General features: G+C 57.5%; 11 protein-coding genes. 9 read left to right on the top strand and 2 right to left on the bottom strand.

Going from position 1 to position 12,866, the window contains the following annotated elements; genetic code table 11:
- Window positions 1-101 precede the first annotated feature (101 nt).
- Complete coding sequence (pgm, locus tag ACRC4F_RS15515) at window positions 102-1,748, top strand: phosphoglucomutase (alpha-D-glucose-1,6-bisphosphate-dependent) (protein ID WP_438660109.1); 1,647 nt, start codon at window positions 102-104, stop codon at window positions 1,746-1,748.
- 162 nt (window positions 1,749-1,910) lie between these two features.
- On the opposite strand, the gene ACRC4F_RS15510 is transcribed toward pgm, so the two are convergent.
- Window positions 1,911-2,606: a pirin family protein gene (locus ACRC4F_RS15510; RefSeq protein ID WP_438660108.1), complete on the bottom strand. Its 696-nt coding sequence runs from the start codon at window positions 2,604-2,606 to the stop codon at window positions 1,911-1,913.
- Between the two features lie 280 nt (window positions 2,607-2,886).
- Between ACRC4F_RS15510 and ACRC4F_RS15505 the strand changes: the two genes are divergently transcribed.
- Window positions 2,887-5,361, top strand: coding sequence for a UvrD-helicase domain-containing protein (locus tag ACRC4F_RS15505; protein ID WP_438660107.1), 2,475 nt, complete (start codon window positions 2,887-2,889; stop codon window positions 5,359-5,361).
- 57 nt (window positions 5,362-5,418) lie between these two features.
- Here the strand turns inward: ACRC4F_RS15505 and ACRC4F_RS15500 are convergent, their stop codons facing one another.
- Window positions 5,419-5,691, bottom strand: coding sequence for a DUF1652 domain-containing protein (locus tag ACRC4F_RS15500; RefSeq protein ID WP_438660106.1), 273 nt, complete (start codon window positions 5,689-5,691; stop codon window positions 5,419-5,421).
- 263 nt (window positions 5,692-5,954) lie between these two features.
- On the opposite strand from ACRC4F_RS15500, the gene ACRC4F_RS15495 reads away from it, so the two are divergent.
- From ACRC4F_RS15495 to ACRC4F_RS15465, 7 genes are all read left to right on the top strand, one after another.
- The gene (locus tag ACRC4F_RS15495) at window positions 5,955-6,770 is read left to right on the top strand and encodes a helix-turn-helix domain-containing protein (protein WP_438660105.1); all 816 of its coding nucleotides are present in this window, start codon (window positions 5,955-5,957) and stop codon (window positions 6,768-6,770) included.
- Window positions 6,771-6,820: 50 nt separating this feature from the next.
- Complete coding sequence (locus tag ACRC4F_RS15490) at window positions 6,821-8,227, top strand: NAD(P)/FAD-dependent oxidoreductase (protein WP_438660104.1); 1,407 nt, start codon at window positions 6,821-6,823, stop codon at window positions 8,225-8,227.
- 29 nt (window positions 8,228-8,256) lie between these two features.
- The gene (locus ACRC4F_RS15485; protein ID WP_438660103.1) at window positions 8,257-8,598 is read left to right on the top strand and encodes a cupin domain-containing protein; all 342 of its coding nucleotides are present in this window, start codon (window positions 8,257-8,259) and stop codon (window positions 8,596-8,598) included.
- A 62-nt stretch (window positions 8,599-8,660) separates the two neighbouring features.
- Window positions 8,661-9,746: a polyamine ABC transporter substrate-binding protein gene (locus ACRC4F_RS15480; protein ID WP_438660102.1), complete on the top strand. Its 1,086-nt coding sequence runs from the start codon at window positions 8,661-8,663 to the stop codon at window positions 9,744-9,746.
- A 92-nt stretch (window positions 9,747-9,838) separates the two neighbouring features.
- Window positions 9,839-10,297 carry an REP-associated tyrosine transposase gene (locus ACRC4F_RS15475; RefSeq protein WP_438660101.1) on the top strand — a complete coding sequence of 153 codons (459 nt, stop codon included), beginning with the start codon at window positions 9,839-9,841 and terminating at the stop codon, window positions 10,295-10,297.
- A 484-nt stretch (window positions 10,298-10,781) separates the two neighbouring features.
- The gene (locus ACRC4F_RS15470; RefSeq protein ID WP_438660100.1) at window positions 10,782-12,239 is read left to right on the top strand and encodes a serralysin family metalloprotease; all 1,458 of its coding nucleotides are present in this window, start codon (window positions 10,782-10,784) and stop codon (window positions 12,237-12,239) included.
- 97 nt (window positions 12,240-12,336) lie between these two features.
- Window positions 12,337-12,759, top strand: a complete 423-nt coding sequence (locus tag ACRC4F_RS15465; RefSeq protein ID WP_438660099.1) for an AprI/Inh family metalloprotease inhibitor — start codon at window positions 12,337-12,339, stop codon at window positions 12,757-12,759.
- Window positions 12,760-12,866 lie beyond the last annotated feature (107 nt).

Genomic DNA, 12,866 nt, shown 5'->3' with positions numbered 1-12,866 from the left:
GATCGATAACATTCTGCTCGGGATCGATAACGTCGCGCTGCGGTCAAACTGCCAGTAAACTGCGTTCCTATTCCTGAACCACTCTATTTCAGAGGTTTTGCATGACACTCAGTCCTTTTGCGGGCAAACCGGCACCGGCAGAATTGTTGGTAGACATCCCGCGACTGGTAACGGCCTATTACACCGGCCAGCCTGATGCCGCCATCTCTACCCAGCGCGTAGCCTTCGGCACGTCCGGACACCGAGGCAGCTCGTTCGACCTGAGTTTCAACGAATGGCACGTTCTGGCGATCAGCCAGGCGATCTGCCTGTATCGCGAGGCCCAAGGCATCGACGGTCCGCTGTTTGTCGGCATCGACACTCACGCGCTGTCCACGCCGGCCGGTGCCAGCGCCCTGGAAGTGCTGGCCGCGAACGGCGTCACCGTGATGATCTCCGAGGGCGACGAGTACACGCCGACCCCGGCGATTTCTCACGCTATTCTCTGCTACAACCGCGGTCGCACGTCGGGCCTGGCGGACGGTATCGTGATCACGCCGTCGCACAATCCGCCGCAAAGCGGTGGCTACAAGTACAACCCCACCAACGGCGGGCCGGCCGATACCCACATTACCAAGTGGATCGAGGCCAAGGCCAATGAACTGCTGGGCAACAAGCTGGCCGGCGTCAAACGCATCAGCTACGAGCAGGCACTGAAGGCCAGCACGACCCATCGCCACGACTACCTCAACACCTATGTCGCCGACCTGATCAACGTGATCGACTTCGACGCCATCCGTGACGCCAAGCTGCGTTTGGGTGTCGATCCGCTAGGCGGAGCGGGGGTGCGCTACTGGTCGGCGATTGCCGAGCATTACCGTCTGGACCTCGAAGTGGTCAACAAACAGGTTGATCCGACGTTCCGTTTCATGACGGTCGACTGGGACGGGCAAATCCGCATGGACCCATCGTCCAGCCACGCCATGCAAGGCCTGATCGGTCTGAAAGAACGCTTTGACGTGGCATTCGGTTGCGACCCGGATCACGATCGCCATGGCATCGTGACGCCGTCCGGCGGCTTGCTGGCACCGAACAGCTACCTCGCCGTGTCTATCGATTACCTGTTCCAGAACCGTCCGCAGTGGCGCGCCGACGCTGCCGTGGGCAAAACCGTGGTCAGCAGCGGCATGATCGATCGTGTGGCCAAGCGTCTGGGCCGTCGCCTGTATGAAGTGCCGGTTGGCTTCAAATGGTTTGCAGACGGTCTGTTCGACGGTTCTCTGGGTTTTGGCGGTGAAGAAAGCGCCGGTGCCTCGTTCCTGCGCAAGGACGGCGGCGTCTGGAGCACCGACAAGGATGGTTTGATTCCGGCATTGCTGGCCGCAGAAATGACCGCTCGCACCGGTCGCGATCCGAGCCAGGCCTACCGTGCATTGACCGACGAGCTCGGCGAACCGTTCTCGGTACGCGTCGACGCCAAGGCCAACCCTGAACAGAAAGCCTTGTTGAGCAAGCTGTCGCCGGACCAGGTCACCTCGACCGAGCTGGCCGGCGAAGCGATCCAGAGCATCCTCAGCCACGCGCCGGGCAACGATCAGGCCATTGGTGGCTTGAAAGTCATGACTGAGAACGGCTGGTTCGCGGCACGTCCTTCGGGCACTGAAGACATTTACAAGATCTATGCCGAAAGCTTCGTCAGTGACGAACACCTCAAGCAATTGGTTGCAGAAGCTCAGACCCTGGTGGATGGCGCGATTTCTGCGAAGTAAGTGACGGCCTCATCGCGGGCAAGCCCGCTCCCACAAGGATTGCGCATTACCCTGTGGGAGTGAGCCTGCTCGCGATAGCGTCGGCACAGTCACCAACATTTATAAATGAAAAAAGGGGGCGACCATAACGGCCGCCCCTTTTTTTGCCCCGCATTTACCCGATCAAGCCAGATCAACCAACACGATTTCACTGTCCTCAACCGCAGTCACTCGCAACACCTGCTCATCAGCCACTGCCACACCGTCTCGAGCTTGTGCTCGCAAGCCATTGACTTCAATGACGCCGGTGGCGGGAACCAGGTAAGCGCGTCGGCCACTGTCCAGGCGATATTCGGCGGATTCACCGGCCTTCAGGTTCGCCGCCACCAGCCGTGCATCGGCGCGGATGCGCAGGCTTTGATCGTCACCCGCCTTGCCGCTGGCCAGGGTCACGAAGCCTTCGCGCTGGCCTTTAGGGAAAGGCTTGGCGCCCCAGGAAGGTGCCAGGCCGGACTCATTCGGGATGATCCAGATCTGGAAGATCCTGGTTTCGCCCACCTCAAGGTTGTATTCGCTGTGGGCAATCCCGGTGCCGGCGCTCATGACCTGGACGTCGCCCGCTTCGGTGCGACCCTTGTTACCCAGGTTGTCTTCGTGGGTGATTGCACCTTCACGAACGTAGGTGATGATTTCCATGTCCCGGTGCGGATGCTTCGGGAACCCGGTGCCGGGGGCGATCACGTCGTCGTTCCAGACGCGCAGGTTGCCCCAGTTCATACGTTTCGGGTCGTGGTACTCGGCGAACGAAAAGTGGTGATGGGCATCCAACCAGCCATGATGGGCGCCGCCCAGCGAGTTGAAAGGTCTGAGTTCAAGCATGATCGTCTCCTGAAAAGGTTCGTCATGGGGCAGAGCGCCTGAGCCACGAAACAAGAACCGGTGGTTGATGGCGGGCATCATCTATCAGGCATCCATCGATAAAAAGCGTAAAAAATGCCTCAATATGATCGATTTAGTTGATGTCAAATAACCTCGAAACGTTCTCACCCAGCCTTCACTTCATCGTATAAGCCAATGACCTGTAAGCATTTCACTAGAACTCAACGGTAAATACGGACACCATAGGCCTCGTCAGCCTCACACCCTGGAGTCAGCCCGCGTGCCGCAACACACCCCCGATCTTCCTCCCGAACTTCGTCCCCTGGCCGAGATGCCCTTGCTCAAGCGTCTGGCCGCGCGGTTTTTTGGTCATGGCCTTACTCGCCTGCGCGCGCAACACCGGGCGTCGTGGCTGCATGGGCAAGCCGATGGCTTTCGCAGTGGTCACAGCGCCGGAGTGGATTACGGCTATAAAGAAGGGAAGCTGGAGGGTCTGGAAGAGGGACGACAGGTTCTGTTGATCCGCGATTCGCGATCCACCGAGCACCGGTCACCTAATGTTGACCACAACTTGTTCGACGATTGGCGCCTGCCGTTGAGTGCCGAGTTGAAGAAGCGCATGAAAGCCGATGTTGCCCGGTTGCTACCACCCCACGCCCAGCCAAGCGCCGCCCAGTGGAAGATGATTTTCAGCGACACTCCTTCGACATCAGTGATCGCCGGGGCCGGCGCGGGCAAGTCGACGACGCTCGTACTGCGTATCTTGCTGCTGAGCCATTACCTGGGGTTCGAGCTGAGTTCGATGACCGTGGTGACCTTTACCCGAGAGTCGCGCAAAGACTTCATTAATAAGCTGACCGAATTGTTTGCGTTGTGGGGCCGGGCGCTGAGCCTCAAAGAGGCGCGGGATCTGGTGCGCACTTTCCACTCGCGTATCTTGCCGATGGTACGCAGCCTGCCGGGTTTCGAGCGTCTGCAAGCATTCGAAAACCTCAGCAATCGTGTGCAAAACGGCGATGAGGAGGTCGATAGCAATCCTTTCGACCTGCGCATCAACGACGCCCAGCGTCAGCAACTCAATGCCTGTTTTTACAGCCTGCACACCCGCGATGAGCGTTTCCGCGAACTGATCAAACCCTTGTCTCGTCACGCCCTGCAGCTCAAGGAGCTGGAGCGCGATCACCCTGACGTGCAGAAACGCATGGCGGTGACTGAATTGGCGGCCAAACGTGATGAAGAACTCTGCGACACGGTTGAAGACCTGTGGTTTCGCGCCGGCGCCTGGCCGATCACGGGCATCGAGCCCAATCGGCAGACTTTCGACATCAATGGTTCGACCTTTCATTGTCACGGTTACATTCCGACGCTGGATGCCTGGGTGATTCTCGGGTTTGACCCTCGGGAAAATCCACAAGTCAGCCGCCCGAATGCCAAATTAACCGTTCGTGCGGAATGGGCCGTGAAGCGCACCCTGTTTCAAGCTTTTTGTCGTAAACCATTGATATGGCTAGATAGTTATGAATCTTCCAAGCGTGTATTGGCGTCCCTCGCGGGTGATGCCAGCGCCGGGCCCGGCTTCGGTTACAAGGTCAAAGGGGAGCTGGGGTCGGCACCCTTGCTGGACTGTTTTGTGGCTGCCGCCGGGTTTATCGAAAACCTGGGGCTGGATGTCCCGAACGCTGTCGGCCAGATGAGCTTCGCGAAGGATGACCCGGACCGGTTCTTCTTCGAGGCCTTGAGCCTGTTCTGGCGCGCCCTGGAAGATCACTTGCTCGATCAAAAGCCACCGGTCATGACCTACAACCGGATGTTTGCCTTGTTCAGCGAGCATTCTCCGGAAAACCTGAAATTACTCAGTGACGAGCTGTTGAGGCCTTTGTCTCACTTGATGATCGACGAATTTCAGGACGTATCGCCGCAGATTGTCTCGTGGATTCGCGCCAGCCTGGCCGAGATCCGCAGTCGCGGCCCGGCGATGCACGTGGGGCGTGGCGCGCAACGCTCGTCCTTGCTCTGCGTCGGCGATGACTGGCAGTCCATTTATGGCTGGCGCGGCAGTTCGCCGACGTACTTCATGGAATTCAACAAGGAATTCCCGTCGCCGAGCACGACGAAAGTGATGCTCAGCGACAACTTCCGTAGCCATCAACACATCATTGATGCTGCCGAGCATATCGTCCGTGCTGCGCCCTCGATCGCCGGGAAGAAGGCCAAGGCCAGCGGTGAATCCAAGGCACTGGTACCGGTAAACGTAATGGATCGGGACGATCAAAGCATGGCTCAACGCCTGAGCGAGCATTACCGACAGGGTGATTCAATCCTGATGCTTTATCGAAAAAGCAGCGATAAGTTGTTGATAGAACAGCATATTCAAGCAGCAGTTAATGTGGATTCTAGCTTGCCGTATGAGGCGCGTCGGTTAAAACAGCTGACGTATCACAGCGCCAAAGGCCTGCAAGCTGACGCGGTTTTTTTGCTGGGTGATTGCCAGCACCTGACCAGTTCTCCTTACAAAAACCAGGTCTATCGAATGGCGGGACTTGGCAAGGCGGGTGACAACGAGGCGTATGACAACGCACAGAAAGACGAAATCCTGCGGCTCGCTTATGTCGGCATCACCCGGGCGGTGAGTCATTGCTACTGGTACGTCGAGGGTCAAGACTCGCAGGCAGCGAATATGCCCAAGGCGTCGGACAGGGTTGGCAAGGACAAGTCGTTCTTCGCTGACCATCGCCAGGATAAGAAGCTGGCGTGAAGCCGAGTCCCACAAAAAAGCCCACATAAAGTGGGCTTTTTGCTGGGTGTCAGGCCTTCAGGCGTAACTCTTGAGGGCCTCGGGAGGAATGAAAGACTCAAGCTCGTCTTCCACGGCTTCAATTATTCGTTCTACATCCGCGGCATTCATCACGGTAGCGCAAGGAATGCCTGCAATGGCGATCATGGTCTCGCCACTGGCGCGGTCAAACAGACGGGCAATCATGCTGCCCGGCGCGTCCATGCTCGCCTCAAATCCCATGGGATGAAAATGCCAGCGCATCAGCTGGCAGGCGTTTGGAAACGTAACTTTGCTAAACCCTTTATTCATATGTTGCCCGCCTTCATCATCGAGCGCTTCCTTTAGCTCATGTTAGGAGGGAAGAGCCTTCATTGGCTCAACCGGTGACTGACTTTAAAAGTAGCATCCAGATGTGAAAACCATGTGATTTTTTTCAGTCCGTTTGGCGATTGGTAGTGTTTTTTTGATGTGGATCATGTGCCGGGCCTCACTCGGCGTTACGCCGATCAGGTCAAATCATTGAAGGTGTGACAGAACTTCGGCAAGCTCGGCTTTTTTTCGTCGAGTCCTTTATGCACGCCGATGATGATGGCCCCCTGCAAACCCAGGCCACGGGCGAGACGGTCATGCGCTACCACTTGTGCTGGAAACACCGGGATCTGGACGGTGTCATGGCGCTGTATCACCCGGACATTCAGTACAACGATTTTTTCCAGAACAGGGTCATGGCTCTGGACGAACTGCGCGAGTACGTGCGCGGCAGCATGCCGCGCAACCCGGATGAAGCGCTGGAGCATTCGGACCGCATACGCCTGGACGGCAACACCGCGTTCATCCAGTACCAGATGACGTTGCGCGGCGGTGAGGGGCTGGTGTCGTTCCGTTCCAGTGAGGCGATCACGGTGCGCGACGGGTTGATCTGGCGCGTCAACGAATACGCGTCCCTGGTGCGCGAACAACCGCTGACAAGCACTGCGGCAAGCTTGCGCCCGGCCGCCCGCCGTCTGGGGCTTTCACCACGACAGTTGAGTTTCATGGCTGAAGACCTGCAACAGTACTTCGAGCGTCAGCAGCCTTACCTGGACCCCGAACTCGACTTGCAACGAGTGGCGAAAGAGTGCGGGTACAGTCGCAATCAGATTTCCTACCTGCTGAACCAGGTGTTGGGCCAGAGTTTCTATCGCTACGTGAATCGGGCGCGGTTGCAGCATTTACTCGCCGCTCTCGACGCTGCCATGCCACCGTTACGCATTGATGAACTGGCGTTTGCCGCCGGCTTCAATTCGTTATCCGCGTTCTACAGTTGTTTCCGCCAGCACACGGGGCTGTCGCCCAAGGCGTACGTCAAACAAATTTCTTTGCGTGCACGCGCGCACGACAGTCCCTGAGCCCACGCACTAGGATCGACGCCATCGAAGTTTGAGTGGCGGAGTCTGGCATGTCGGCGTGGCGCACTATCAGTTTGTGGATGGATCAACTCGATGAGCCCCTGCTGGCGCGTCCTGCGCTGGAACACGACCTGGACGTCGACGTGGCCATCATCGGCGCGGGCTACACCGGACTCTGGACCGCTTACTACCTCAAGCGCCTCGCGCCGGGCCTGGACATTGCCATCATCGAAGCGCAAACCGCCGGGTTTGGCGCGTCGGGTCGTAACGGCGGCTGGCTGATGGGCAATCTGTTGGGCGAGCACCGTTTACTGGCCGGTTTGCCAGCAGAACAACGTCGCGAATCCTTTGACCTGCTGCACAGCATTCCTGATGAAGTGGAAATTGTCATCGAACGTGAGGGTATCGACTGCGATTATCGCAAAGGCGGCGTGCTGTACTGCGCCGCGCGTTATCCCGAGCAGGAAGCCAGTCTGCGGGCCTACCTCGACACGCTTTACAGCCAAGGCCTCAACGAAAGCGATTATCGCTGGCTCAGCCCCGAGCAGCTGGCGCAACAGATCAGAATTGCAAAGCCATATGGCGGTATCTATGCACCGCACGTTGCGACTATCCACCCGGCAAAGTTGGTGCGAGGACTGGCCAGGACGGTGGAGCGCATGGGGGTCAATATCTATGAAAACAGTGCGGTCACACACTGGCAGTCGGGAAGTTTGCGCACTGACAAGGCACAGGTTCGCAGTCGCTGGATCGTGCCAGCGGTAGAGGGGTATTCAGTCACGCTGCCGCCACTGGGCCGCTATCAGTTACCGGTGCAAAGCCTGATTGTCGCCACTGAACCGCTGTCCGCGGCAACCTGGGATGAAATCGGCCTGAGCCGCGGCCAGGCCTTCAGCGAAAGCAGCCGGCAGGTCACCTACGGCCAGCGCACGGCGGACAATCGCCTGGTGTTCGGCGCACGCGGCGGCTATCAATTTGCCGGCAAGTTGCGCCATGATTTTGACCTCACCACCAGCGAAGTGGAGTTGCGCCGTTATCTGTTCGGCGAACTCTTTCCGCAACTCAAGAATGCGCAAATTACCCACGCGTGGGGCGGCAACCTGGGCATGTCCCGGCGCTTCAAGCCACACATGCTCTGCGATCAGGCCAGCGGCATTGCCCTGTCCGGCGGTTATGGCGGCGAAGGCGTGGGCGCCAGCAACCTGGGCGGGAGAACCCTGGCTGATCTGATACTCGAACGCGATACCGAACTGGTTCGTCAGCCGTGGGTTATCCCCCAAGGCGGTCTCGACACGCTCAGGGTCTGGGAGCCGGAACCCTGCCGCTGGCTCGGTTACAACGCGATCATCCGCAGCTTCGTCCACGAAGACCAGACCTTGGCCAACCCCGCCACGGCTCCCTGGCGCCGCAAACTGGCGAGCAAGGTGGCGGGATTCATGGAAGGTTTCATGCACTAAACCGCGTTTCTCAACACACAGGTACTCCCATGGGCATCACGCAATTCAAGAACACCGCAGCACTGGAAATGGAAGAGTCCAACCCCGTCGCCGTGCCGCTGGGAACGCCGGTGGCGGTGGCTTCGACCACCAGCGTCGAACGCGACGACGGAGTCGAAACCGGCGTCTGGGAATGCACACCCGGCCGTTGGCGCCGGCAGATCGTGGCGCAGGAATTCTGTCATTTCATCCAGGGCCGCTGCACCTTCACCCCGGACGACGGTGAAACCCTCTACATCGAAGCTGGCGATGCACTGATGTTACCGGCCAACAGCCTCGGTATCTGGGACATCCAGGAAACCGTGCGCAAGACCTACGTTTTGATTTTCTGACTTTTTGAATTTGATCTTTTGATTGCCTGCCAATAAAAACAGCCCCATACAGGAATCGACTCATGATCCGAAAGACATTGACCCTGGCACCCCTTGCACTCATCGCGTCCCTCAGCCATGCAGCCGAGACCGTCAAGATCTACAACTGGTCGGACTACATCGCCCCAGACACCACGAAAAACTTCCAGAAAGACACCGGCATCGCCTTCAGTTACGACATCTACGACAGCAACGAAACCCTTGATGGCAAGTTGATGACCGGCAAATCCGGGTACGACGTGGTGTTTCCATCCAACCATTTCATGGCGCGACAGATTCAGGGTGGGGCGCTGAAGACGCTCGACAAGAGCCAGCTGCCAAACTGGAAGAACCTCAATCCGGTACTGCTCACCGCGTTACAAACCAACGATCCGGGCAACGAACACGGCTTTCCGTACCTGTGGGGCAGCACCGGCATCGGCTACAACATCGCCAAGGTCAAGGCCGTGCTCGGCGATAATGCGCCAGTGGATTCCTGGGACCTGATCTTCAAGCCCGAGAACATGGCCAAGCTGCAAAAGTGCGGCGTCGCCATTCTCGATAACGGTCCGGAACTGTTGCCGGCCGCGCTGAACTACCTGGGTCTGCCGCACCACAGCAAGAACCCGGAAGACTATAAAAAGGCTGAAGCGCTGCTGATGAAAGTGCGGCCGTACGTCAGTTACTTCCACTCGTCCAAATACACCAGCGACCTGGCCAACGGTGACATCTGTGTGGCCGTCGGCTTCTCCGGCGACATCCTGCAAGCCGAGAACCGTGCCAAAGAAGCCAACAACGGCATCGACATCGGCTACGCCATCCCCAAGGAAGGCGCCGCCATCTGGTTCGACATGGTCGCCATGCCCGCCGACGCCCCGGACGAAAAGGCCGGCTACGCCTTCATGAACTACCTGCTGCGCCCGGACGTCATGGCCAGCATCAGCAACCACGTGCACTACGCCAACGGCAACCAACAAGCCGACAGCCTGATCGACCCGGCCATCAAAAATGACACCAAGGTTTATCCAAGCCCGGAAATGATGGGCAAGCTGTTCGCGCTGGAGGCGATGCCGCTGAACATCGACCGGATCCGGACGCGGGTGTGGAACAAGATTCGGACAGGGAGTTGAGGGTTCATGTCTTGTAGCGATTGCGGTCAGTCGGGCAGGGTGGCAACGCTGTAGATTTCTGGCCTCCTTTCAATGGATCTGGAGGCAATGGAATGCCTGTTTGTTCAAATGTGGGACTGCTACGCCCCGTCCGTTTTTCTGAGTCAGGACGTATTTATCTGCTGACGGCTGTCGTTGAGCAACGGCAGCCGTTTTTTATTGATTGGCGATTGGGAAGGTTGGTTGTTCGGGAGTTGCGTAGGGCGCAGGAAGAGGAGTGGGCTGATTTTTTGACGTGGGTTGTGATGCTGGATCATATGCATTGCCTGGTGCAGTTGCGCGACAGGACGCTGGCGGAGCTGATGTGCCGAATAAAGTCTCGGAGCAGTTTTGCGGTTAATCAGGCGTTAGGGCGGCGAGGGCGGTTGTGGCAGAAGGGCTATCACGATCGTGCAGTTCGGCGGGAGGAGGATGTGAAAGATCTTGCGAGGTATGTCGTGGCCAACCCGATTCGAGCGGGTCTGGTGACGCGTGTTCATGATTATCCGCTTTGGGATGCGTGTTGGTTGTAATACCCAGGCGACTGCTTCGCAGCCGAACGCAGCCTCGCGCTGCTCGGCAGCTGCTACAGGTTTCGCGTACACCGCAATCCTTGTAGCAGCTGGCGCAGCCTGCGTTCGGCTGCGAAGCAGTCGTCAAATTCTAAAACCCACTGCAAATCCATCTGATATCAATCCACTGGCACACATACTAATAAGTTCGAAAAAACGAGACGCCCTCGGCAAAATACAACTTACCTATATTTAATATTTAAATACTAAATCGTCAGACAATTAGTCCGAAACCCTCTAATTAAAACAATATTTCAACAGCGCAGGCATTGTTTCCGGGTACTTGCTGGAGTTGCACAATTTGACGTCAAAAAAAATGTAGACGTTTGATTTCGAATTGTGTCAGTTTTCTTTCGCCTTCATTGGGCGAGTGATAGGACGATCTCGCCAGAGATTGTCGCTATCTGACAAAAACTGTTCCATTGCTAAACAAGGAAGTGTGTTTATGTCGAATGTAAAAGACAACGCTGTTGCTCTTGCAGAACAAGCCTTTGCCCCCTCGCAGGCATTGGCTGCGCCCAGTTCTGCATACAACCAGATCGACAGCTTCAGCCATCAATATGACCGGGGTGGCAATCTCACGGTCAATGGCAAACCCTCCTACTCCGTCGACGAGGCAGCGACCCAGTTGCTGCGTGACGGTGCTGCCTACCAGGACAAGGATGGCAGTGGCAAAATCGAACTGACCTACACGTTCCTGACCTCGGCGTCGTCGAGCACCATGAACAAGCACGGAATTACCGGCTTCAGTCAGTTCAGCTCCCAACAGAAAGCCCAGGCCGTGCTCGCCATGCAGTCCTGGGCCGATGTGGCCAATGTAACCTTCACCGAGAAGGCCACGGGCGGCGACGGTCACATGACCTTCGGTAACTACAGCGGCGGCCAGGATGGCGCAGCGGCATTCGCCTACCTGCCTGGGACCGGTGCCGGTTATGACGGTACTTCCTGGTACCTGACCAACAGCAGCTACACGCCAAACAAGACGCCGGACCTGAACAACTACGGTCGTCAAACCCTGACCCACGAAATCGGTCACAGCCTGGGCCTGGCCCATCCCGGTGATTACAACGCCGGTGAAGGCGCGCCGAGTTACAACGACGCAACCTACGCGGAAGACACTCGCGGTTACAGCCTCATGAGCTACTGGAGTGAAAGCAATACCGACCAGAACTTCAGCAAGGCCGGCGTCGAAGCGTATGCGTCCGGCCCGCTGCTGGACGACATTGCAGCCATCCAGAAGCTCTACGGTGCCAACACCACCACCCGTACCGGTGACACCACCTACGGTTTCAACTCCAACGCCGGTCGCGATTTCCTGAGCGCGTCTTCGTCGTCGGACAAGGTTGTGTTCTCGGTGTGGGATGCGGGTGGCAAGGACACGCTGGACTTCTCCGGTTTTACCCAAAACCAGAAGATCAATCTCAATGAAGCCTCGTTCTCCGATGTTGGTGGCCTGGTGGGTAACGTCTCCATTGCCAAGGGTGCAACCATCGAGAACGCGATTGGCGGTTCGGGTAACGACCTGCTGATTGGTAATGGTGTGTCCAACGAGCTGAAGGGCGGGGCCGGTAACGACCTGATCTACGGCGCGGGCGGGGCGGACAAGCTGTGGGGCGGTACTGGCTCGGACACTTTTGTGTTCGCGGCCAGCAGCGACTCCAAGCCGGGTGTAGCCGACCAGATCCTCGATTTTGTCAGCGGCCTGGACAAGATTGACCTGACAGGCATTACCAAAGGCGCAGGCCTGCACTTCGTGAGTTCGTTCACCGGTGCGGTAGGTGATGCAGTGTTGACCACATCGGGCGGTAACAGCCTGTTGTCGGTGGACTTCTCCGGGCACGGCGTGGCTGATTTCCTGGTCAGCACCGTTGGCCAGGCGGCGTTCTCGGACATCGTGGCCTGATTCAAGGCTTAAAGGAGTGCGACGATTGCTGCGTCGCGCTCTGTCCTTGCATCGATGCGCACTGTGCGTAAGGCTACACGCCGGAGTTGAAAGTCCTATGACCCATAACGCCTTTACCTACAGAACGACCGCGTGGCTGTTGGCGACGCTGATGATGTTTCTTGGAGATGTAGCCATGGCAAGCAGCCTGAAATTAGCGGACCCCTCGGAACTCGCCGGAAAATGGCAGGCCACCCTGAAAGCCAGGTCGGACCTGCCCGAGTCGCAGGCGTTGCAGGATAAGCCATCGAACGTTTGCGTCATTGAGCTCGAAGCGAACCAGACTCTGGGCGAAGGCGCTGACTGCCTCGGTGCCTGGCTGCAAAAGACGGTGATTGGCTGGTTCCCGGAGCCGGACGGCATCGCATTCACTGGCAACGAAGGCTCAAGAATTGCGTTTTTCAGCCGACAGCATGAAGGGCTTTATCAAAGCACATTGAAGTCGGGACTGATCATTACGCTGGAGCGCGTTGCGCCTTAAGCAAAAAGTGCTGAACCGACGTCACTGTTGAATATAAAGCCCTCAGTTACCGTTATAGGCGACAAATCAATAGCCGAACTTTTTATATAGCCTGAAAAGTTGTTATT

Source organism: Pseudomonas sp. (genome assembly GCF_051660785.1).
In the GTDB taxonomy this organism is placed as follows: domain Bacteria; phylum Pseudomonadota; class Gammaproteobacteria; order Pseudomonadales; family Pseudomonadaceae; genus Aquipseudomonas.
The sequence above is the reverse complement of the archived record's forward strand: the minus strand, read 5'-3'. Positions and strand labels throughout refer to the sequence as shown.